Genomic DNA, 22288 nt, shown 5'->3' with positions numbered 1-22288 from the left:
CGTATCTAAAATTTCAACGCGATCGCAAGCAGGCCGGCGGCGAGCCCGAAGCCGACGACCGAGGCCGAAACGAAGGCGAGCACTTGCGGCCGGAAGGAGCGGGCGAGCATCGCGAGCGACGGCGCGCTGATCGGCGGCAGCGTCATCAGCAATGCGCCAGCGGGTCCGACGCCCACGCCGAGCGCAAGCATCGCCTGAACGATCGGCACTTCGCCAGCGGTCGGGATGACGAAGATCGCGCCTGCGACCGCGAGTGCCGCGATCCATCCGATATGATTGCTGACCTCCGGTCCGACAAAAGGAAAAAGCCAGGCGCGCGCCGCGCCCAGTGCCAGGACCAGTATGATGTATTCGGGAATCAGCCGCACCGACATGCGCGCCAGGATTTGCATCCACCGCGTGAAGGTGCCGGATGTCTGCGGTTTTTCGGTCAATTCCGCGAGTTGCGTCTGCGCCGCCGTGGCTTCTTGCGGCGTGACCATCAAGTTCACCAGATAGCCGATCCCAAACACCATCAAAATGCCGAGGCCGAGGCGCAAGGCCGTCCAATCCCAGCCGAGCACGAAACCCATGAAGACAAGCGTCGCCGGGTTCAGCACAGAATTGCCGAGCCAGAACGCGATCGCCCCGCCGGGTGACGCTTGACGCTCGCGCAGCCCGACGACGACAGGCGCCGCGCAGCAAGTGCACATCATACCGGGGAGCGCCAATAAACCGCCCGCGGCGACACTGCCGAAACTCGTCCGGCCCAAAAGTTTCGCGACCCAATTGACGGGCAGCAAGGCCTGGATGGCGGAACCGAGCAGCAGGCCGAGCACCATGGCCTGCCAGATCGCCTTGCCATAGGCGAACGCATAATCGAGCGCGGCGCTGAGCGAAGGAGCCGGCGGACTTGCGGCCTTGCCCATCAAAATGGATTGACCGATCGAATGATTGGCCGCGGCGACAAAGGCGCGATTATAGTAGGGGAACCACTTCACGTAGAAGAGGCCCAAGACCGCGATCAGGAGAAAGGTTATCCATCCCAGAGCTGGATGAGGAAAAGTGGGAACCGGTTTTCCGCCCGCATCCGGCTCCAAATTATCTGATGCCGGATGGGGCTGGCGCGCTGTGGTCATTGATCCCCCCAAAGCTAATGTGCGATGCGGATCGCCGGTTCGCCTTGTGCGACCGACCCGATGATGCTGACGCGCGGATAACCCGCGGCCTCGATGGCAGTTCTAATAGACTCAGCGCGATCCGCCGCGCAGGCGACGAGCAGTCCGCCCGAGGTTTGCGGATCGGTGAGCAGGGCGCGCTTCCAGGCCGGCAAGTCCGCCGGCAAGACGACCCCGTCCCCATAGCTCGTCCAATTGCGTCCCGATGCGCCGGTGGCAAATCCCGCCTCAGCGAGAGCTTCCGCCTGCGTCAGAAACGGGATGCGCTTGTAGTCTATGTCGAGGCTGACGTTGCCGCCGCGGGCCAGTTCAAGACCATGGCCGAGGAGCCCGAAGCCGGTCACGTCCGTTATGGCATGCACATCCCCGTCATGCGCGAGCTTATGACCGATGCGGTTCAGCAGAGTGGTCGAGGCCATCATCTCGGCATAGGCATCATCGGGGAGCTTCTGCTTTTTGAACGCCGCCGAATAGATGCCTATGCCGATCCCCTTGGTCAGGATCAACACATCGCCGGGGCGGGCGCCGGAATTGCGCCTTATGTTGCCCGGTTTGCATAGGCCTATCACGGCGAGGCCGTAGATCGGCTCGGCGGAATCGATCGAATGTCCGCCTGCGACCGGAATGCCGGCCTCGGCGCAGATCGAGGCACCGCCTTGCAGGATCGCGCGCACCGTCTCCACCGGCAACTTGTCGAGCGGCATTCCCAGGACCGCCAGCGCCATGATCGGCGTTCCGCCCATGGCGTAGATGTCGGACAGAGCATTGGCCGCGGCAATGCGGCCGAAATCGCGCGGATCATCGACCATGGGCATGAAGAAGTCGGTGGTGGCAATGACGCAGTTTTCGTCATCGATCTGCCAGACAGCCGCGTCGTCGCCTGTCTCCGTCCCGACGAGAAGATTCGCAAAGGGGCCCGCTTGCGGCTGATTGGCGAGAAGCTGCTGCAACACGGATGGGGCAAGCTTGCACCCGCAGCCTCCGCCATGCGCCAAATCGGTCAGGCGAGGGGGCGATTGGGACATGGATGCGCTTTCCGTCATCGAGATCCGCTCCGGGAGAAGGCTGGCGGAAGAGAGTGGGAGTCGAACCCACCTGAGACAGGCTCGCAGCCCCACTCGGATTTGAAGTCCGAACGCCCCACCAGGGACGATTCTCTTCCATGTTGATCGGCGGATGAAAGCCCGGCGGGGCCGAACAGATCCAACCGATGTTTATTGACGCGGCGCAGATCGCCTTGACGGAGCGTGACGCCGTGCCGGTCGAAAAATTCAAGGATCTGGATCGCCACCTTGCGGCCGTTGGCCAAGCGGTCACGGAGCTGCGCGGCGGCGAAGACGCCATCTCCATCGGCGGCTACACTTTCAATCATTGCCGTCATTTCATGGACGGTCGGCCGCAGGAAGAAATGGTCATGCGCCACCTCATCGACCAGACCCATGCGCCCAGCGAGTTTGAGCAGGCGCCTGACGTCGGCCTCTGGGTGCGGCATCGCCTTTGCGATGTCGCGCACGCGCGGCGGCTGAAACCGGTCCGCGCCGCCGAGCTGCGGCGCGATCGCGGCAAAGGCCGCTTCGTCCTTCGGCGTAAAACGCGCCGCATGCGTTGAAAGCCGGACGAACGCACCGTCGAGAACCACTTCGCCGGTCAGGGCCGCTTTTTGCAAGGCGATGACGAAGGCCGGCGTAGTGAGCCTCGGTTGTAAAAGCAGACGCAGCTTCTCGCGGCCGATGCCCTGAAGATCGGGGGTCTCGGCGTGGAAGGTAGCAAGCTGATCTATGAGGCTCGCCACGAACATCTGCCACCGCGCAGGCGAGATTGCGATGCGAGACACGCCATTGTCGAGGAGAACGAGTCCCAGCTCATCGGCAAGCCGCTGCGTCTGCGCGGCTGTCAAAGCGCGGTCGCGACCGAAGCCGGCCAAATCCCATGCATAGGGCGGCGTCGCGAGCAGGGCCGCGAAAGCGGCACGCGGATCGGCGATGGCAAGAGCCGCGCGCTGTGCTTGGCGTTCCGGCGTGCGCCGCCGCCGCGCAGGCGGACGCAAGTCGATGAACCGGCCGCCGCCGATCGTGCGTTGCGCCGATGCGTCGCGAATGACAAAGCGATCCTGCTGCGCGGCGGCGATCGGCCGTTCGAGCACGAGTTGGATATCTGCCACGGCTCCCGCCTGGATCGGCTCGTCGGCGAGCACGACGATACGCGCGCCGACCTCCGCCGCGGCGTGATGGAGCCGCACCGGAAACCATTGGCCGACCGGTTTCGTCTCGCCCGGAAGCAGGCGCAATCTCGCATCGATGCGATCGGTCGGCGCATGCAATTTTGGATCGAGCACGACGTCGCCGCGCTGGATTGCTTCCTTGTTGATGTCCTCGCCCACCAGATTGAGAGCGCAGCGTTCGCCTGCCCCGCCAATCTGCGCTTCACTATTCTGAGCGTGCAGCGAGCGCACCCGCGCCGCGCGGCCGGATGGGCTGATGAGCACATGGTCGCCGACTTGCACCGACCCTGAGAGCACAGCGCCGGTCACGACGACGCCGACGCCTGAGAGGGTAAAGACGCGATCGACCGCGAGACGGAAGCGCGCGTCTGCCGCGCGGTCCACGGGGTCGGAGGCGGCGGCGATAAGGCGGGTGCGCAAGGCGTCGAGACCTTGTCCCGTGACGGCCGAAAACGGCAGTATGCCGGCGCTCTCGAGCACCGTTCCGGCGATCACCGCCCTTATCTGGTTCTCGACATCTGCCAGCCGCTCGGGCGTGGCGATATCGGCCTTTGTCAGAACCACCAGACCACGCTTGATCCCGAGCAGGTCGATGATCGCGAGATGCTCCAAGGTCTGCGGTTTGACGCCATCATCCGCCGCGACCACGAGAAGGACGAAGTCGATCCCGCTTGCGCCAGCCAGCATCGTATGCACGAAACGCTCATGGCCGGGCACATCGACAAAACCCAGAATGGGTCCGGCCTCGGTTGGCAAATAGGCGAAGCCGAGGTCGATGGTCATGCCGCGTGCCTTTTCCTCCTTGAGGCGGTCGGCATCCACGCCGGTCAGGGCTTTGACCAGAGCTGTCTTGCCATGATCGATATGGCCGGCGGTTCCGATGATCATGGCGTCACATCCAGCCGCTTCTGCTGCGCCTGCCGTTCGGCCTCGACGATCGCCGCGGGCGAAAGTGCCGCGCGGACAGGCCCGAGAAATGGCGCGGCCAAACGGCTGCCGCCCGCCTGTCCCCGCAGCAAATAGACGAGCGCCATCGATTGGTCCGCGAGCGCGCCGCTGCCAAGATGATGCGCTGCGCCAAGCATCGCCTGCGCATCGGCGTCGTCAAGTTCGGCGGCGCGCCGCCACCACTGCACGGCCGCGGCCGGATCGCGTTCGACGCCGATCGCGTTGTGATAGAGCATTCCCAATCGCGTCATGGCGCTGGCTACTCCATTTTCGGCGGCGGACCGGGCCCAGCGATGCACCTCCGTAAGATCGGCCGAGATCGACTTATCTTCAAGCAGCAGGAAACTCAGCATGTCCTGCGCGATGGCGTCGCCTTGCGCCGCCGAGGCCCGGTAGAGTTCGGCCGCGCGGGCTATGTCCGCCTCAACTCCCGCGCCCTTATAATAGGCCGTCGCCAGGTTTCGCTGTCCGACCGGATCGCCGCCTTCGGCTGCGAGCGTCAGCCATTTGAGGGCAAGCGCAGGATCGCGCTCGACCCCAAGACCCTCAGAGAAGCAGGCGCCGATATTGTTCTGGGCGCGTGCCACGCCCGCATGGGCAAGCGGCCCCCATAGCGCAAGGGCCGCAGCATAATCGCCTGCGTCGGCCGCGGCGCGCGCTTCGGCCAAAACATCGCGGCGCGGATTGCGCCGGCCTGTGATCCACTCAAGCCAACGCATGCGTGTTCAACCTCGAGAGCGTGGACAAAAACGCCGCTTCATCGGTCAGGCATCTCAAATCAAGCACGAGGCCTCCGTCCTCGATCCGCCCGATCACCGGGCGATCGAGTCCACGCAACGCCGCCGCAAGTCGTTCGAGCGCCCCACCTCCGGCGCGGGATCGGATGACGAGACCAGCGCTGGCGATCGTGTCGAGCGGCAGCGCGCCGGACCCGATCTGGCTGCGGCATTCGCATAGAGCCACCATGAAATTCGCGCCGACGGCTTGCGTCACGGCGGGCAGCAGGTGCTGCGCCAGCGCCGCGATCTCAGGCAGAGGCCGGGCCAGCAGCCGCAATGTCGGAAGGCGCTCGGCGAGGCGATCAGGGTCACGGTAAAGTTTCAACGTCGCCTCGATCGCTGCCAGCCGGATCTTGTCGACGCGCAATGCGCGTTTCATCGGATTGCGATTGACCGCCGCGATCAACTCGCGCTTGCCGACGATGAAGCCGGCTTGCGGTCCGCCGAGCAGCTTGTCGCCGGAAAATGTGACGAGGCCGGCACCTTCGGCCACGGCCTCGCGTACGGTCGGTTCCTTCTGCAGACCATAGTGCGAAAGATCGACAAGCGTGCCGGATCCGAGGTCGTTCATCAAAGGCACATTCGCTTCGCCGGCAATCACGGCCAGTTCGCGCGCGCCGACTTCGGCGGTGAAACCCTTGATCTGATAATTGGAGGTGTGGACTTTAAGGATCACACCGGTCTGCGCATTGAGGGCAGAACGATAATCCTTGGCGTGGGTGCGATTTGTCGTGCCTACCTCGACCAGCTTTGCGCCCGCTCGTGCCATAATGTCCGGCATGCGGAAGGCGCCGCCGATCTCGATCAATTCGCCGCGCGAGACGATCGCCTCTCGGCCATCCGACAGCGTATTGAGACAGAGCAGAACAGCTGCCGCGTTATTATTGACGAGCGTCGCATCCTCTGCGCCGCTGAGCGCGCAAAGCAGCGAGCGCACATGATCGTCGCGCTCGCCCCGTCCGCCCGCTGACAAGTCGAACTCCAAAGCCACGGGCTCGCGCATGGCCGCCGTCGCTGCCTCGATCGCGACTTCGGCCAGGACGGCGCGGCCGAGATTCGTGTGCAACACTGTGCCTGTGAGATTGAACAGCGGGCGCAGACCGGAACGGTCTTCCGCCTCGAGCCTGTCGCGCGCTTCGAGCGCCAGCTCATCCGCGCTTAGGACTGAGGATGCGCCAGACCGAAGCGCCGTGCGCGCGTCCCCAAGCGCCGCGCGAATGGCGCTCGTCGATGCAGCGCGGCCAAACCGCTCCAAGAGCTTTGTCGCCGCGGCAGTGTTCAGAACGGCATCTACGGATGGGAGATCGCGCAGACGTGCCGAGCCTAAACCTTCCATGTGCACCTCAGAACCGCATCGCCGGTCACGTTGCCTCGCGAGCGGCCACGTCAAGCATTGCCAGTGGGCCCAGCCTCATCCGTCCTCGAACTCGGATTTCGGCAATGCCACCGCTAAAACCGGGATCATTCCGCCCGGCTTTCGGCGGACCAAGCCGCCCGCCTCGAACCTATATAGTGGAGCTTGGCACGCGCGGCCACTCATGGAACTGTCGCCGTTTTGCCAGGCAGAGGGCTCCATCGGTCTTCGAGCTGGTCGCCGCATTTGTTACGGACACCCCCGACGGACGCTCAAGGCCGCACTGGCGCAGCCTAGGCGTATTTCAGGCGGCTCAGGGCTCTTTTCCTGCTGGCAAAAGCAGTGATGAAGGCAGCATAGCTCCAGGTAAGGTTTTTGGCTGACGTTTGCGCGCCGCTCGTCTGATCGAATTGCTCCGACAATTCGCCGGACGCTGGCGTATGTGCCCGCACCACGTCCATGAATCGATCGCCGCGGTCCATGCAGGCTTCGAAAAGCGTCTCTCTATGTCGCGGTTCGAGCGAAGGGACTGCGAGCGCTTCGGGCGATAGGCCAAGCATATTCGCCAACAGTCCGCGGTTCTCGTCAGCAACCGGAATCGTTTCGCCTCGCCCGATCGATTCCGCATAGCGGAAATAGAATTCCGCCGCGCCAAGCGTCGCAAAATAATAGGCGCCCCCGCTATAATATTTATCACCGGCATAGCGTCCCATCGCGGCTGCGCCATGCGGGCCTTGTTCTTTATTGATCCTGTACTCTTTGATGAAAAGCTGTTCGAGCCGGGCCAGCGTCGCGAGAACTTTCGGATCGAGCACGCTATGGGGTCCGTTCGGCCGTGCCGCGTGGAGGACGCCGAGGATCACGGCAATATCGAGCCGCATGGCAAGCAAAGAGCCGCCCGTCTGCGGCGTGCCGGGCAAAGGGCTGAGATAGACGCCTTGACCGGGATCGAAATGATCTTCGAGATGCAAGACGAGCTCTTGCGCCGCAACACGATAGGCTTGCCCGCGCGCTCCATCGCCCCGCATCTCTGCCCACGCTGCACCGTCGCTCAAGGCCGCATATTGGACGATGCGGGTGTGGTAGTGATAGGCCGAAGCCTCCTCCCAAATGTCGAAACAAGGCTCCTGCCAATGGCGAAGCGTGAAATCGAGATCGCCTTCGAGCAGGGACTGCAAAACCGTGTCGCTGGCCTTATCGCGAGGGCCGCCAAGATTCCAAAACCGCAGCAAGGTGAGAGCGCGCAAGGCCGGACCGTCGTGCTGCGGGCGCGACCATTTGCTGATATCGAGCGTTCCGTCGGGATTGAACCGCGCCTCGCCCAGGACACGCTCCCCAAAGAGCGCTTCGAACTCGGCGTCGGGCCGGACATAGGCGCGAAACGACGCATCGATCGCCTGTCTAAAGTCGGGGCCGGCCAGAACGGCCCGGCCGTCGAGCCGCGAGAGCGCCGCGCTGAACTGGATGAAATCGTCGAAACGCGCGACGGCCTCGAAGCCTGACGATTGATCTTCGATCAAGAGGCGCAAGGCGTCCATGACCAGGGCCGAGTCGCGCAGCCAATGAAAGAAATAATCGGGATCTGGATCGTAAGACGCGCGTTCCGTTGAAGCCAAGATGGAGCCCCGCACGGGCCTGATCGTCTGAGCGAAGCCGCGTCGTTCCTTGACGAGATCCGTGGCCGAAATGGCACGCGGCATCGCCACGGCGCAGAATTGATATTGCCGCATCATCCAGTCGGGAAGCGTGCCGGGTTTTATGTCCGCTGCGTGCTCTTCGGCCAAGGGATTCAATTCCTCCGCGCATGGCTCTATTTCAGATGCGGGCTTTTAAAGCCGAGGCGGCGCAAGCCCGATTGAATGTCGGGATCTTTCATGAACAGACTCCACAAAAGGCCCGTGCGGTGGTTCTCCATCATGCTGACGATGGGTCCTTGGTCGATGGCAAAATAGCTCTCCGAGACCCAATCGGCATCCTCGCTGAAGGCATCGTGAAAACCAAAACGGCCCCAAAGCCTACCGCCCAACTTTTCATAAAAATGCCGGGCGGCGCGAAGCGCAGCCTCGGGCGCGTAGGGAAAACTCGATAGAGCGGCGGTGGGAGCGATTACGCCATTATCATTGTCCGGCGCATGTACGCTGTAGCCTCGGGGATCGTCGCTCGCCGTGAGGCCCCAAGAGGAAGGCCCGTAGCCCTTATGATGTCCGGGATTGCGGACGCAATGTTCGAAATTGATCCGCACATGATTCACATTCTGCCGCCAATAGTCGGCATAAACATCCTCAAGCCCGCGTGGATCCAGACCGCAGAAGGCGTAATGGCAGAAAAACAGGGGACCGCCATAAGGCGGTCCGAGCGGCAGTTCGACGTCGTAATAGGTGCGGCCGTTGAGAAAGCCGCGGCTTTGTGCCCAACCTTCGTGATAGACCGATGGCTTGATCGCATATCGCGGCGAGGACGCGGCAAGGACATAGGTCAGCAGGCATTCGTTCCAGCCGCGAATCTCGTGCCCGAGGCTGAAGCCGTTGTTAGGGCTCCAATGCCAGGTCAGCACGTTGCGTCCATCGCGCATGTGCCAATCCCATTCGACATCGAGCCACAGCCAGGTGACACGGTCGCGCAATCTGGCCTCGGCTGGCGTATCACGGTCGAAATATTGCCTTGCGCACAACAGGCCTTGAAAAAGCAGCGAGGTCTCGACGATGTCGCCGCCATCGTCCTTGCGGCTGAAGGGTATGGTTGCGCCGGTGCGGCCATTCATGAAATGCGGAAAAAGGCCGTGGTAGCAGGTCGCTCTTTCCAAAAGATCGAGCATCAATGCGAGACGCGCCAGCGCGTCGTCCCGCGTAATCCAAGCTCTCTCGACCGCGACGATGATGGCCATGACGGCGAAACCCGTGCCGCCCGTTGCGACGAGGTCGTCCTTTGAGTCCGAAGGCTCGCGGATGCGATCGCGCGCAAGGCCGCTTGCCGGGTGGGCCCCATCCCAGAAATAGAGAAAGGTTTGACGCTGAACGAGATCGAACAGCGCGGCATCCGACAAAACCGGTTTTTGAGCAGGGGCGGCGCGCGGTTTGTGGGCGGCCGTCATCGTCTCAGCATCCTGCCCGGCGCGACAGCGCATTTTTTAGGGTGACCCGGATTCCGCTCCAATAGATGTTTTAGCCTTATAATGTGCGAGCTCATTGCGCTCCCCTTGAAATGTTTCAGCGCAGGTTTGCGGAAAGGGTTTGTTTCTTCTTCGCCGCCGCAGAACTCGGCAGGGCTGGAATCTTCAAACGCTGACCTTGCGGATTCATGTTTAGATATAGAACGCGCGTATAGAACTTGTCTTGGGCCTGCGGTCCATTGATGTAAATGACAGCCGTCGCGGCCAATTCATGTTCGAACACATCGAAGAGCGTTTTGCGTGCTTCCGGAGAAAGCGACTCTATCGCCTCGTCGATTAAAAGCCAGCGCGGCTTTTGGAGCAACACGCGCGCGAAAGCGAGGGCTTGCTGCTCCGGCACGGTCAGTTCTCTGTCCCACTGCGCGACATGATCGAGCCGGTCCGACAAGTGCGACAGACCCATGCGCGTCAGAACTTCGAGGAATTCATGTCCTGCGAACCTATCCGGTGCAACTGGATAAGCGAGAACGTCCCGCAAAGCGCCGTCAGCTATATAGGGCCGCTCCGGCATGAACATGATGCCATCTGCCGGCGGCAAGCTGATCGTCCCCGTTCCCCAACGCCAGAGACCGGCCATGGCGCGGAAGAGGCTGGTCTTGCCCGAACCCGGGGCACCAATAATCAAGACATGCTGCGATGGCGCGATCTCGACATGCGCTTCATTCAACGTGGTGCAGCCCGAGGGCGAAAAGATGCATAGATTATCCAAACGGAGCTTGTCGTCGGCCGTGGTTACAACTTCGACGCGGCTCGCTTCTTTGCCGATCTCATCCATTTCGATCAGCGCCCGGCGAAAATCGCCGACACGAAACAGCGTCGCACGCCAATCCGCGATCGCACCGAAATTATCGACGAACCAACGCAGCGATTGCTGCACTTGGTTGAAAGCGCCGACGGCCATGAGCAATCCGCCGACGGTCAGATGTCCCGCGAAATAGGCGGGCGAAGCGACCACGATCGGCGCCGCGATGGTGAACCATCCATAGCCTGCCGTGAGCCAGGTCAAATTCGTCGTAGCGCGGACGAGGCGGCGGAGTATGAGGAGAAGACGATCGAACTCCTTGCCGAGGCGACCTTGTTCTCCCGCCTCGCCGCGATAGACCGCGATCCCGTCGGTGTGTTCGTTCACATGCATGAGAGCGAAACGCAGATCGGCCTCACGGGCATAGCGTTCGGCGTTGATGAGGATGAGGGGGCGGCCGACCCGCCAGCTCGCCCAGGACGCCGTCCCGGCGTAGAAAAGCGCCGCCCAGACCATATAACCGGGTATGGAAAGGCTTCTCCCAGGAAGCTCGAACGTCACGCCCTCCGACAAAGCCCACAGGACGGTGATGAAACTCGCCAAGAGAAGCGTTGCCTGGAGGAGACCGACGCCGAGATCGATCGAAAGTTCAGCGAGATGGCGGGCGTCCTCGTGGATGCGCTGGTCCGGATTGACCCCGATCTCGCCGGAACCTGCGAGCAGAAAAGCGCGATCCGGCGTGAGCCATTGCGCGAACAGATCGCGTGTCAATCCTTCGCGCAAATTCACTTTCGCCGTCAGGTTGAGCCAGGTCTGGGCGACATTCAAGACAAGCAGGAAGCAGGCTATGCCGGCAAAAACCAGAAGCTGGGAGCCCATGGCCGGGAGATCTTTGCGGAAAAGAGCGTCGTAAAACGGTTGATTCCACGCATTGAGCCGGATTTGTCCAAAGGCGGTTGCTCCGACCACCGCCACAAGACCCGCGCCGAGCCAAAGCAAGCTTGCGCGCTGGCGCGAAGCATAAAAGGCCTCCCAAATCGTTTTCAGTTGCGGCGCGAACTCGTCATCTGCAGATCGTGGCTCGACAAAGATCTGGTCTGCCATATGAACCTGCTCCACCCGCGTCTCGCTCTTTGTAGGTCTATCCATCATAGCACTACCCGCGCAAAGATCGGCTATGCTCACCGGCCGCCGTTTGAGGAGATGGCCGAGCAATGGACGTGATTAATTCGCTTCTCGCCGCCATGACGTTGGAGGAAAAGATCGGTCAGCTCAATCTGGTGGCGGCTGGCCAAGCCGTCACCGGGCCCGCGGGCGGCGGCGAGGCGAGTGCGGACATTCGTGCCGGGCGCGTCGGCGGCCTTCTGAACCTCTGGGGCCGGGACACGACTGCGGCGGCTCAGAGATTGGCGGTCGAAGAGACGCGGCTCGGCATTCCGCTTCTCTTTTGCCTTGACGTGCTGCACGGACATCGGACGATCTTCCCTATTCCGCTTGCCGAAGCAGGCGCCTTCGATCCTCTCTTATGGGAGCGCACGGCGCGCGCCGCGGCGATGGAAGCAGCAAGCGACGGGATCGCGCTGACTTTCGCGCCCATGCTCGATGTATCGCGTGATCCGCGTTGGGGACGGATCGCCGAAGGTCCAGGCGAGGACCCTTTCGTCGCGGCGAGATTTGCCGAGGCAAAGATCCGCGGCTTCCAAGGCGAGAATTCGGCGGCGCGCTATTCGATTGCCGCGACTGCCAAGCATTTTTGTGCCGCCGGCGCCGTCACGGGGGGACTCGATTACGCCGCGGTCGATCTCTCCGAACGCGCTTTGCATGAAGTCTATCTGCCGCCGTTCCATGCCGCCGTCGCAGCCGGCTGTGCCGCGATCATGCCGGCCTATAACAGCGTCGCCGGTATTCCGATGACCGCGCATATCGGTCTTCTGCGCCGCTTGCTGAGGGATAAATGGGGATTCGATGGGGTGATCGTCAGCGACTACAATGCCATCGCCGAATTGCTGCAACATGGCGTCGCCTCCGATCCCGTCGAAGCCGCCGCGCTCGCGTTAAGGGCGGGCATCGATATGGACATGGCAAGCGGCGTCTATGGCCGCTATTTGCCCGAGGCCTTGGCGCGGCAGCTTGTCGGTCAGGAAGACATTGACTCCGCGGTGCGCCGTGTCCTGACCCTTAAACAAAGACTCGGTCTCTTTGAGGATCCTTACCGGCGCATTGAGACGGCAGAATCTCCGGCGGCGGTCCCGATCGAACTCGCGCGTGACGCGGCGCGGCGCGCGATCACGCTTCTCACCAATCGCGGGATCCTGCCGCTTCCCGCTCATCTCCGCCGCATCGCCATTATCGGCCCGCTCGCCGATGCGCGCGCCGAGATGATGGGCCCATGGGCACTTGCCGGCAATCCAAATGATGGCGTGACGATCCTCGAAGGTTTGAAGGCCGCTTTGCCAAACTGCGAAATCACCTTCGCAGCGGGCGTTGCAATCGATGGTGAAGACAAAAGCGGCATCGAGCCCGCTTGTGGGCTCGCCGCCGGTGCCGAACTGATTATTCTCTGTCTCGGCGAATCGGCCGATATGAGCGGTGAAGCGGCGTCCCGCGCCATGCCAGGTTTGCCGGGCCGCCAGCGCGAACTTGCGGAAGGTGTTTTTGCGATTGGAACGCCTGTCGTCGCACTTCTCTCATCGGGCCGTCCGCTGACAGTGCCTTGGCTGGCCGAACGGGCACAGGCGCTGGTTGCCACTTGGTTCCTCGGTGATGCGGCCGGGCATGCAATCGCCGACGTGTTGACGGGACGCTTCAACCCGACCGCGCGGCTGCCGGTCGCTTGGCCGCGCGAGGCAGGACAGATTCCGATATTCTATGCGGCACGATCCCCGAGCCGGCCCGCCAATGCGGCTGATCCCTACACCAGCAAATATCTCGACCTTTCGACAGAGCCGCTCTTTCCATTTGGGCACGGCCTTTCCTACAGCCTGGTCAGATTGGAAAATCTTCGTGCGAACAGGAAGGAATTCGGCGTGCATGATAAGATCGAAGTCGAAGTCGACGCGATCAACGAAGGGCAGTGTTCGACCGAGGAAACGATCTTCCTTTTCATCCATGATCTTGTGGCACGTGTGGCGCGTCCGCTTTTGGAACTGAAAGCCTGGGCCAAAGTTGAGTTGGCACCCGGTCAAACCGGAACCGTCACGTTCGCTCTCATGGGCGGGAGCTTTTGCTATCCCGATGAGACTTTTGCGCCCGTGCTTGAGCCGGGTTCCTTTGACATTCATGTCGGCCTCAATGCCGATCGAAACGCTTTGCTCACAATTCGTTTGCACGCCGTGTCAGAAGCGGCGGCAAGCTACGCAGTTTCGGTCACTGCAAAAATTTAATGCGCGGCGGGAGCCTCGATAGCCCTCATTTCGATGGCTTTTGCTTGGCCTTGTTTGCAAAGAGACGAAATAGTCCGCAATCACCAGCAGCGTACTCGTTGTGTGTTTTACCGGTACGTAAAAAGTCAAAAGCCATAGGATGCTGTTCAAAGATGTCCTGCCGCAAAGGATTAAGAACACCAAAGCATGCGCCTATTTTTGGATCAAAGCATAAGCATACTGCCGCGCGCGAAGTCGGCGCGATCTAGCCTAGAGGTTACTTAGATCGATGCGGCCAGTATTGAGCGTTGCCATCTCATTCTTGAGCGCCCAGTTCATCATCCTCACCCTGTGCGAAACGGGAGAAACGATTGCTCATCGTTGAATGAACGCCTAGTGGGTAATGAACGTCGAGGATGCGTCCTTGGGCGTGATGGCCGTGGAAACGTGAATTGGCCGAGACGAATGCGCCAGGCAATTGATGCGCGTTTGAATGGTTCGTCCTGACGTTCGTGACAGCTACAAGGCGCGCGCATAATTCTGACGAACAGCCGAACAATGCAGTCGCAGACGCGGTTCGCGTAACATGGCTGCAAGTTCGCGGCCATCTTTACGGAAGAATTTATCTCATAAATCATTTTCACGATTTTGCGCGGCATGGCATTTGATTAGAACGATTCATTTGGCGGGCTGTCACTGAATCTTTCCGCGCTTGAGCACGAAATATTTTGGAGGTTCGCGAGCATGGCCGTCGGTCGAAAGCCTGCAGTTGACTTGTACAGCTTGGTTGCAAGCGTGAATGGTGTGATGCGCGACATCAAGTTTCGCAAGGATCAGGTCGTCTTTGCACAAGGCGATCCAGCCGACTCCATATTTTATATTCAAGAGGGCAAAGTCAAAATCGCCGTCCTCTCCGAAGAGGGGAAGGAGGCGGTGATCGCCATTCTCGGAGCGGGGGATTTTTGCGGCGAGGGATGCCTGGGAGGCCAAGCCATACGCATGGCATCAGTTATTGCAATGACCGACTCCACCATCCTACGATTGGAAAAGGCCTCTGTCATTCGTATGCTGCACGACAGCGCGGAATTTTCCGATCTGTTCACCACCCATCTTTTGTCCCGCAACATTCGGGTGGAGGCCGACCTTGTAAATCTGCTTTTTAATTCGAGTGAAAAACGCCTGGCGCGTCTTCTTTTGACCCTCGCGAATTTCGGCAAGGACGGGCAGCCTGAGCCGATCTTGCCGGCGATCAGTCAGGAGACTTTGGCCGAGATGATCGGGACCACGCGGTCTCGCGTCAGCTTTTTCATGAACAAGTTCCGTCAGCTTGGCTTTATCGATTACAATGGCCACATCGAAGTTCGCAGCTCATTGCTGAATGTGATCCTGAATGATGATTGACGTAAGCCGTTGAAGCTTCGCAGCAGACCCGGCAAAAGTATGAGCATTTTCGAACAGACAACTTAAGTTAAATTAAGTACAATTGAGGCTAGCGATTCGACTAATTTCGAATCGGAGTGAGGGCACGATTAATCAGTCTGTCGTGTAAGTCCTGTTGAGCGTTGGGGGAGGAGCGCATTTCCCTCCTGTATACATTCAACGCTGGAGAAGCACGCCATGCGGCGCGTCCTTGTTATTGACGACGACATATCCGTTCGCATCGCCATCGAACTCTCGTTGCGCCGGCAAGACTGCATCGCGGTTCTGGCCGAGAACGGTCCGCTCGGAGCTTCGGTTTTTGAATCGTCTAAGTTCGACATGGCGATGGTCGACATCTTCATGCCGGATATGGACGGCCTCGAGATCATCAAAAACTTTCGCGAGCGCGCGCCTGCGCTCCCAATCGTCGCCATGTCAGGCTACAGGTTCCATCATGCTCTGAGTTCTTCGCCGGATTTCCTCGACATGGCGATGAAGCTCGGTGCGACCTATCTTCTGCGCAAACCTTTCGGGCCGGGGCAGTTGAAAGCCGCAATCGATGCCTGTCTTCCCGACCCACTTCATCGCGTCGGCTGAGCCTCGCCGCCATTCGGCTCGGGCGCGCGGAGTGGGAGGCATGTAGAAGCCGGTCGGCCAGCATCCAGCGGCGAAAGACCTGCCGGATGCCCCTGGTGCCCGAGCTTCATCTTATGTATTTATAGGTATAAATACATAACTCTTCCGTTAGAACTTACACATTATGCATAATTATTTAGAACCAATAATAGTATACATGCTCAGAGCGGCGTTTATATAGCTATATACTGCTCAGATTTAGCATCCTTTAACCCAGGGGATGCAAATTTGAACCCATGAGCACGGACAAAAGCTTAGCCGAGGCACAATTCAAGGAGCGCATCGCGAAAGTCCGCGTGCGCTTTATTTCAAAACTCGCCGATACGATCCAGACAGTGGATGCGGCTTTCGCGCACCTGACGGGTGACGGAGACGATGCCGTTGCGGCCGTCGCTTCGACCTATCGCCGGTTCCACGACATGGCGGGTGTCGGTTCGACAATCGGCTTCGAGGCAACCGGCCGCGTGGCGCGGACTCTCGATGCTCTTTTATCAGGCCCATTTCGCGATCGCCGCGGCTTGCGGGACGATGAGCTGGCCGAGCTCAAAGAAGGTCTCGGCGCATTGCAGATGGCCGTGCTGATGGAAATTCGGCCTAAAGACTGAAAGCGGGGCGTTGGCACCCTGGACCTAATTGCTACGCGTTGAGCGCTAAAGGCGGGATATTGCGCTGGATGCCGGTCGTGGCCGGAAAGCCCGCAAGCAGATGGTCGAGCCTGCGTGCGACGATGTCAACGCCGGTTGGTGCATCGAGCGCGGCGATGGCGGCCTCCTCGAGGGCACTTGCGGCCGCGCTGATTTCAGCAAAGCCATAAATGCCGCCGGCGCCAGCCAAGCTGTGAGCCATGTCCCTAACTCTGCTCAACGTGTCGCGCCGTGCCATCCCGCCTTCGAGCAGAGAACGGTAGCGTGTCAAGGCCGTAGCATTATTGGAGAGTCGTTCAAGAAACCCATTCCGCAATGTTGTCAGCTCATCCGGCGGATGCGCGTAATTGCGCACCGAGGCCGCAAGAGTCATCGGATCGAACGGCTTCGAAATGATGCCTACGGCGCCGAGCGAACGGAAAAGATCGAGTTCCCGGCTCTGAGCCCGCGCGGTCATGAAGACGACCGGAATGTCGGCCGTTGATACATTGGCACGCAGGCGCGCGAGCGTGGCAGGCCCGTCCATCACTGGCATCATGACGTCGAGCAGAATAATGTCGGGCAACCAATCTTCGACGATTGCGAGCGCCTCTTGGCCCGAGCCGCAGCTTCGCGACACGAGATCGGGGTCAAGTCCAAGCGAGACTTCAGCGACCTCGCGAATGTCCGGCTCGTCTTCGACATGCAGAACGCGAAGTGCCGTCACGCGACCTCCTTCGATGCGCTTGCCAGGGCAGGCATCAATCGATTGCAGACTATTTCCACGAGAGTCTTGAGCGATGCTTGAGACTTCGTCAGCACGACCTCGATCTGTCCATTGCGCTGCAGGCCGGTATCATGCGCCGATAAGACGATCACAGGAATCAGATCGCCGTTTTTGTTGCGAAGATCCGGCAATAATTCCAAACCGGAATTGGAGCCGAGTGAGATGTCGAGCAAGACCATGTCGATATGATTGGCTATGATCGCGCGGCGCGCACTTTTGAGGGTATCGGCTGAAATCACGTCCGCCACGGTGCTGAACGCGCGAGCCACGAGAGGAAGCAGGTTGCGATCGTCGTCGACATGGAGAATGCAGGGACGCCTGTGCGTATCCGAAGCAATCGATGCCTTAAGGACCATGACGAGGTGCCGGAAGTCAGGTGGCTTGCCGAACCAGCTCAATATGTTGAGCTTGGAAGATCTCACATCATCGCGCCCGCGGATGGGGTCGGAGGAAATCACCGCGATCGGCGTGTTGCGATATTGCGGCAATGTCCGCAGATTTTGAATAAGGGTGATGCCGTCACCGTCGGGAAACTGCAAGTCGACCAAGATAGCGGCGTAAAGAGTGGCTTCGGCGTAACTGCGCGCGGCCGCGACCGTATGAGCGACATCGACAGCGAACTCGGCCTGCCCCAATCGCGTCCGAATGGCGGCCGCCGTCTCATAGTCGTCTTCGCAAAGCAGGATGCGTTTGGCATCAGCTGCGGCTTTGCCGTCGATTTCCGACTCGCCCGTCCCTTCCCAGGCCGGCATTGCAACGTAAAAAATCGTGCCGCCGCCGGGTGCATCCTCAAAGCCGACTTCCCCGCCCAGCCGTTCGACGATTTGCTTCACGATGCTGAGGCCGAGGCCGGTACCGCTCTTCTCTTTCGAACTGGTACCGTCGGCTTGAGCGAATTTCTCGAAAATATGGGGCTTGAAATCGGCGGGAATACCGCAGCCATGATCGTGCACCGATATGCGGACCATGCTGCCCTTTTGGACGACGGTGACCAGCACCTCCTCGTCCGGCGGAGAGAATTTGATCGCGTTGCAGAGCAGGTTGGTGAAGACCTGCGCGAGTCGATCTGCGTCCGCGCGCACGCCAGCATCGGCGGCCACGGTTTCGAGACGCAGGCGCACACCGAAGTTTTCTGCATAGACGCGATCTGCTTCCATCGTCTGCTTGAGCAGTGCGACCGCGTCGACGCGGTCCAGATTGAAGACGACGCGGCCGGCCTCTAGCTTTTCTATGTCGAGAATATCGTTGATGAGACGAACCAGCCTCTGGCTGTTCTTATGTGCGATCGCCAGTAGGCGGGCGGCGGATTCGGGCAAAATGCTGCCCCATTGTCCGGCGAGAAGACTGAGCGCACCGGAGATCGACGTCATCGGCGTGCGCAGCTCGTGACTCACGGTCGTGACAAACTCGTCCTTCAAACGCTCCGCGCGTTTGCGTGCGCTGATGTCGCGGATCGTGGCCGTCACCAGCCTTTCGTCGGCCCCCTCGATGGGGCCCAGCATGATCTCGACGGGAAACTCGCTGCCGTCCTTTCGCCGTCCCTGGAGCTCGATTCCGATGCCGGTTTGTTCCGCCAAAGCGTCTTCGCCGAGCATCTCCGAAAAGCCTTCCGGAATGAGTTTGGCGATGTGTTTTCCTAGAAGTTCATCGCGGCAATATCCGAAGCGCTTTTCCGCTTGAACATTGACGAGGAGGATTTCGCCGTTGGCGTTCAATGCCACCATTGCATCCGGCGCCGCCTTCCAGCAGGCCTCGGCTGCCAGACGAAACTCATCTTCCGCTAACCCGCGCGTCGATGTATCGGCAACCATGTTCAGCATCGAACTTTGCCCGCCATCCAGGCCGCCTTGCTTGCAACGAAAAGCGGCTTCATCAGCTTTCACTCAGGGCGACGCGGACCAGATCGGCAGCGTTTCTGGCGCCAAGCTTGGCCATGATATGGGCGCGATGGACTTCGAATGTGCGGGTGCTGATCCCCAACAGGTGGCCACCCTCCTTGTTGGACGTGCCGCTGGTAATCAAAGCCAGCACTTCGCGTTCGCGTGGCGTCAAAAGCTGATAGCCGGACGGAGGCGCGGCTGGCGATGGGATGTCGTCACGCTTGTTGGCATGGCCGGTGCGCGCCCACCAATTGATCGATTCACGGCTGCGCGTGAGGGCAATATCGGTATCCGTCGTCGGCTCAAAGCCGGTGCCGATCCGCTCCATGATCTCGCAGAGGCGTTTTGTTTCCTGAAGCGCCCGCTCCACCATGACGCGTCGCGCATTGCAAGTTGCCTCCGCGCCTGACTGGTCCTCTTCCGTCTGTATTTCGTGGAGGTAGAAGAGTAAGGCGGTCAGCGGCTCGTTGAGCTGATGCGCCATCGCGGCGCCGACCTCGTCGACCGCCCACATCCGCACCGTAGAAACGAGATCGGTTTGCAATCGCGACAGGTTCTGGGCTGCGTAATTAAGCGGAAGCGGAGAAGACATTTGATTGCGGGAATTATTCAGCGACATCGCGTCAATCCTTGTTTTCCGTGTCTTCTGTCGAAGATCATTTGGAAAAGCCGGTCCAAGTTTTAGTTATGATCAATGTCTTGAACGCATGTGGTGGTATGAGAGGAGTGGGCAATCGTTGTGGAAATCGAGCCTCACCGCGATGCAATCGGGGAAAGTTGGATATGTCCGCAATCAACCCTTCAAACGGCATTGAACGAAATGTTCGAACGCTGGCATCTGGCTTCGCCGCTGAATCAATCGAAGTATCCCACATTACCACCGCTTCGTTGTGACGGCGAAAGCGTAGGGGGATGCGAATGTCCATGGGCTCGACCTCGCGCCTCAAGTCTGCATCAAAACCAACAAGACTCAGGTTACGTGAGACTACGATAAGTATGATCGTACGCAAGTTAAGATGCTGTTCAAAACTGCACACTTGGCTCGACAAAACTCATGCGTAAAATACGTAGGTATGCCGACGTATGAGTATCGATTAAAATTAGTTGCGCCGTACGCGAATCCACAAACACGATTTCTCATGGCTGCCGGCCGAGCTTACATCAGCTTGGTCTCTGGCTCGATGTCCGTTCATGCGCAGGCGCTGCAATAAGCTACCCGCTCTCTTTGATGCATTGCTATGACGTCTTGATCGTTGCTATGACGTCGAGAAAGACCACGCGTTTAGCAATTCCATACTGGCAATCCGAATGTTGGCATCGCCCCTTATCTCACCGCATGAACTCACGCTCGGACTCTCATCACGCAATTCTACGTAGTGCTAATCTTGACAGGAGCCTAATGGTTCCATCGGCGCGCGTTTATGAAGCTGCCTAGAGGGAGCACCATAAAAAAACTCCGGTGGTTCTCACGGCCGATATTGGCTAACCTGAGCAATATGGTCCGCCCATAATTCATGCGCTGCTAGCAAGCGGCTGCTGGCATCGAGGTCGAGAATGAAGATCGAGTTGGAATTTTGTCCACCAGAAGAGAATGAACGGTCCTCCGTTCGAATTATCCTCGATCCGGCCGGCGAGTCTCCGATGTCCGGTCTGCCCTTGGTGACCCATAATCTGAAAAGCTATGAGGAACTCGAAATACAGGTCCTCATCATTGAGAAGCAGATCAGCAAAATCCGCAGGGAGGGCGCCAAATTTTTCAAAGTTCCGTTCAAGGAAGCTTAAGCCGCGATGTAAGGCAGCGCGCCATGTCGCGTTATATTACTTTCATCTTTTCATTGTTCCTCGGCTTGGCGCAGGGACCAGGCTCAAGCTATGCTCTGGCCGATGACATCGCTGCGCTGATGGCTACCGCGGAAGGGACCTATCCGGCCGCGCAGCTTACGGTGATGTGCGTTGCGATCCATCCGGCGACGGCAACGCCCACGCAAGATCTCGTGCTCCTGCAAAAACTCGGCGTCCATTGCGCGCGTTCGGACAATAATTGGGACTCAATCGAACGCGTGGGTTCGGCCGGAGTCTATCGATGGGAGGGCTTTGACGCATTCTGGTCGCCGCTGTGCAAAGCCGGGATCAGGCCGATCATGATCGCGACCTATAACAATCCGATCTATGCGGCACGGGTGTTCGCGCCGGTCGAGGGCGGCATCAATATCGCGGCTTTCGCGAATTTCGCCGTGGCGATGGCCAATCATTATATTTCGATCTGCCCGAACATGATCGAAGAGTTGTTCAACGAACCGAACGAGAGCAATTGGACGACGGTGCAATGGTCAGGCGCATCCTATGCTCTGATGCTCGCGCCCGTCTCTGCCGCGGTCAAGGCTGCGCAGCCTCGCGTCACGGTCTACGCCGGCGGTCTCGGCTTCAATCCGGGCCCCGAGTCCACGGCCTGGATCCGGCAGATGGTCGGCGCCGGACTGAAGTTTCCAGCCGTCGATGCCTATGCGTTTCATCCTTATAATTACGATCAAAGAAATCCCGCGGCGACGCTTCCGCCCGAGCAAATGCTGATCGATGCCAAGGCCTTCGCGCAGGCTGCGGCCTCGAGCGGCCAGCGCAAGCCTGTGGCACTCACGGAATATGGATTTCCTTTGCCGGCGCTTGGCGGGGATTTAACGAAGCAAGGCGTCTACACGGTAAGAGGCATGCTCGCAGCCATCATCGGCCGATATCCTTCATTGACCTATTACGATCTGATCGATGATGGCACTGACGGCAGTTTGGATAATACATTCGGGCTGTTTCGGAACGGCGCTTCCAATGCGCCTTATGAAATCAAGCCGGCAGGTGTGGCCTTTGCCGCGATCATGAATGCGATGGCGCGCGCAAGCGCCTTTACGATTGCTTTCGATCCTACGATCTCGGCCCCGACGATTTCCTTCGAGAAGCCGGAAGGCGCAGCCATCGTCATTTGGACCTATGACGCGAAAGGAAAGAAATCCTACGCGCGGGGGATCGGAGCCTTCAAACATGTATCCTGCAAGGATGTGTTCGGCAAAACCTATCCATGCCTCTATGCGGACGGCACGCTCTCGATGTCGCTTTCCGAGTCAACAGGCCCTATTGTCGTCACCGCGCAGAAATAGCCTCTGCGCATCATTCCTCTGGAATACCAGGGGTGCGACCCGCCGGCACCTTTGCGAGCCGGGCA

Annotated in this window: 16 protein-coding genes, 1 tRNA gene and 1 pseudogene; 6 read left to right on the top strand and 12 right to left on the bottom strand. The window is 59.8% G+C overall.

Annotated elements, in window-relative coordinates; all coding sequences use genetic code 11:
- Positions 1 to 5: 5 nt before the first annotated feature.
- The 9 genes and pseudogenes from A3OQ_RS0102170 to A3OQ_RS21155 form a co-directional block, all read right to left on the bottom strand.
- Complete coding sequence (locus A3OQ_RS0102170; protein ID WP_020173713.1) at positions 6 to 1118, bottom strand: permease; 1113 nt, start codon at positions 1116 to 1118, stop codon at positions 6 to 8.
- 14 nt (positions 1119 to 1132) lie between these two features.
- A complete protein-coding gene (gene selD / locus A3OQ_RS0102165; RefSeq protein WP_020173712.1) occupies positions 1133 to 2182 on the bottom strand; it encodes a selenide, water dikinase SelD in 1050 nt (349 codons plus the stop codon).
- A 41-nt stretch (positions 2183 to 2223) separates the two neighbouring features.
- A tRNA-Sec gene (locus tag A3OQ_RS24255) sits at positions 2224 to 2319 on the bottom strand.
- Positions 2320 to 2436: 117 nt separating this feature from the next.
- A pseudogene (selB, locus tag A3OQ_RS0102160) lies at positions 2437 to 4266 on the bottom strand (selenocysteine-specific translation elongation factor); the annotation flags it as partial.
- The gene (locus A3OQ_RS0102155) at positions 4263 to 5045 is read right to left on the bottom strand and encodes a tetratricopeptide repeat protein (RefSeq protein WP_020173710.1); all 783 of its coding nucleotides are present in this window, start codon (positions 5043 to 5045) and stop codon (positions 4263 to 4265) included. The gene A3OQ_RS0102155 and the pseudogene selB, both read right to left, overlap by 4 nt.
- A complete protein-coding gene (gene selA / locus A3OQ_RS0102150; protein ID WP_020173709.1) occupies positions 5032 to 6441 on the bottom strand; it encodes an L-seryl-tRNA(Sec) selenium transferase in 1410 nt (469 codons plus the stop codon). Before selA ends, A3OQ_RS0102155 begins: the two co-directional genes overlap by 14 nt.
- A gap of 311 nt (positions 6442 to 6752) precedes the next feature.
- Complete coding sequence (locus A3OQ_RS0102145; RefSeq protein WP_152428290.1) at positions 6753 to 8243, bottom strand: glycoside hydrolase family 15 protein; 1491 nt, start codon at positions 8241 to 8243, stop codon at positions 6753 to 6755.
- Between the two features lie 26 nt (positions 8244 to 8269).
- Positions 8270 to 9550, bottom strand: a complete 1281-nt coding sequence (locus A3OQ_RS0102140) for a glucoamylase family protein (protein WP_040580429.1) — start codon at positions 9548 to 9550, stop codon at positions 8270 to 8272.
- A gap of 115 nt (positions 9551 to 9665) precedes the next feature.
- The gene (locus tag A3OQ_RS21155) at positions 9666 to 11519 is read right to left on the bottom strand and encodes an ABC transporter ATP-binding protein/permease (RefSeq protein ID WP_244427077.1); all 1854 of its coding nucleotides are present in this window, start codon (positions 11517 to 11519) and stop codon (positions 9666 to 9668) included.
- A 65-nt stretch (positions 11520 to 11584) separates the two neighbouring features.
- Here A3OQ_RS21155 and A3OQ_RS0102130 point away from each other — a divergent pair, with 65 nt between their 5' ends.
- The 4 genes from A3OQ_RS0102130 (at position 11585) to A3OQ_RS0102115 (ending at position 16392) form a co-directional block, all read left to right on the top strand.
- A complete protein-coding gene (locus A3OQ_RS0102130) occupies positions 11585 to 13753 on the top strand; it encodes a glycoside hydrolase family 3 N-terminal domain-containing protein (RefSeq protein WP_020173704.1) in 2169 nt (722 codons plus the stop codon).
- A gap of 723 nt (positions 13754 to 14476) precedes the next feature.
- Complete coding sequence (locus tag A3OQ_RS0102125; protein ID WP_026595402.1) at positions 14477 to 15133, top strand: Crp/Fnr family transcriptional regulator; 657 nt, start codon at positions 14477 to 14479, stop codon at positions 15131 to 15133.
- A gap of 216 nt (positions 15134 to 15349) precedes the next feature.
- Positions 15350 to 15748 (top strand): response regulator, encoded by a 399-nt coding sequence (locus tag A3OQ_RS0102120; RefSeq protein WP_020173702.1) that lies wholly within the window; start codon positions 15350 to 15352, stop codon positions 15746 to 15748.
- Between the two features lie 275 nt (positions 15749 to 16023).
- Entirely contained in the window at positions 16024 to 16392 is a 369-nt protein-coding gene (locus tag A3OQ_RS0102115) for an Hpt domain-containing protein (RefSeq protein WP_020173701.1), read from the top strand.
- Positions 16393 to 16423: 31 nt separating this feature from the next.
- Here the strand turns inward: A3OQ_RS0102115 and A3OQ_RS25265 are convergent, their stop codons facing one another.
- The 3 genes from A3OQ_RS25265 to A3OQ_RS21145 are packed head-to-tail and all read right to left on the bottom strand — an operon-like array spanning position 16424 to position 19696.
- A complete protein-coding gene (locus tag A3OQ_RS25265) occupies positions 16424 to 17137 on the bottom strand; it encodes a response regulator (RefSeq protein ID WP_020173700.1) in 714 nt (237 codons plus the stop codon).
- Positions 17134 to 19017, bottom strand: a complete 1884-nt coding sequence (locus A3OQ_RS21150; protein WP_152428289.1) for an ATP-binding protein — start codon at positions 19015 to 19017, stop codon at positions 17134 to 17136. Before A3OQ_RS21150 ends, A3OQ_RS25265 begins: the two co-directional genes overlap by 4 nt.
- Before the next feature lie 52 nt (positions 19018 to 19069).
- Positions 19070 to 19696, bottom strand: a complete 627-nt coding sequence (locus A3OQ_RS21145; protein ID WP_020173698.1) for a LuxR C-terminal-related transcriptional regulator — start codon at positions 19694 to 19696, stop codon at positions 19070 to 19072.
- Positions 19697 to 20718: 1022 nt separating this feature from the next.
- Between A3OQ_RS21145 and A3OQ_RS24975 the strand changes: the two genes are divergently transcribed.
- Together A3OQ_RS24975 and A3OQ_RS0102090 are read left to right on the top strand one after the other, a co-directional pair.
- Positions 20719 to 20859 carry a hypothetical protein gene (locus tag A3OQ_RS24975; protein WP_244427076.1) on the top strand — a complete coding sequence of 47 codons (141 nt, stop codon included), beginning with the start codon at positions 20719 to 20721 and terminating at the stop codon, positions 20857 to 20859.
- A 23-nt stretch (positions 20860 to 20882) separates the two neighbouring features.
- Positions 20883 to 22223: a cellulase family glycosylhydrolase gene (locus A3OQ_RS0102090; protein WP_020173696.1), complete on the top strand. Its 1341-nt coding sequence runs from the start codon at positions 20883 to 20885 to the stop codon at positions 22221 to 22223.
- Positions 22224 to 22288 lie beyond the last annotated feature (65 nt).

Source organism: Methyloferula stellata AR4 (genome assembly GCF_000385335.1).
Lineage (GTDB): Bacteria > Pseudomonadota > Alphaproteobacteria > Rhizobiales > Beijerinckiaceae > Methyloferula > Methyloferula stellata.
Note: the sequence above shows the minus strand (reverse complement) of the source record. Positions and strands in the feature narration are given on the sequence as shown.

Coding starts and splice junctions, on each gene's coding strand:
- A3OQ_RS0102170 (WP_020173713.1), bottom strand. CDS start 1,118: ATGACCACAGCGCGCCAGCCCCATCCGGCATCAGATAATTTGGAGCCG.
- selD (WP_020173712.1), bottom strand. CDS start 2,182: ATGTCCCAATCGCCCCCTCGCCTGACCGATTTGGCGCATGGCGGAGGC.
- A3OQ_RS0102155 (WP_020173710.1), bottom strand. CDS start 5,045: ATGCGTTGGCTTGAGTGGATCACAGGCCGGCGCAATCCGCGCCGCGAT.
- selA (WP_020173709.1), bottom strand. CDS start 6,441: ATGGAAGGTTTAGGCTCGGCACGTCTGCGCGATCTCCCATCCGTAGAT.
- A3OQ_RS0102140 (WP_040580429.1), bottom strand. CDS start 9,550: ATGACGGCCGCCCACAAACCGCGCGCCGCCCCTGCTCAAAAACCGGTT.
- A3OQ_RS21155 (WP_244427077.1), bottom strand. CDS start 11,519: ATGGATAGACCTACAAAGAGCGAGACGCGGGTGGAGCAGGTTCATATG.
- A3OQ_RS0102130 (WP_020173704.1), top strand. CDS start 11,585: ATGGACGTGATTAATTCGCTTCTCGCCGCCATGACGTTGGAGGAAAAG.
- A3OQ_RS0102125 (WP_026595402.1), top strand. CDS start 14,477: ATGGCCGTCGGTCGAAAGCCTGCAGTTGACTTGTACAGCTTGGTTGCA.
- A3OQ_RS0102120 (WP_020173702.1), top strand. CDS start 15,350: ATGCGGCGCGTCCTTGTTATTGACGACGACATATCCGTTCGCATCGCC.
- A3OQ_RS0102115 (WP_020173701.1), top strand. CDS start 16,024: ATGAGCACGGACAAAAGCTTAGCCGAGGCACAATTCAAGGAGCGCATC.
- A3OQ_RS21150 (WP_152428289.1), bottom strand. CDS start 19,017: ATGCTGAACATGGTTGCCGATACATCGACGCGCGGGTTAGCGGAAGAT.
- A3OQ_RS21145 (WP_020173698.1), bottom strand. CDS start 19,696: ATGTCGCTGAATAATTCCCGCAATCAAATGTCTTCTCCGCTTCCGCTT.
- A3OQ_RS24975 (WP_244427076.1), top strand. CDS start 20,719: ATGTCCGGTCTGCCCTTGGTGACCCATAATCTGAAAAGCTATGAGGAA.
- A3OQ_RS0102090 (WP_020173696.1), top strand. CDS start 20,883: ATGTCGCGTTATATTACTTTCATCTTTTCATTGTTCCTCGGCTTGGCG.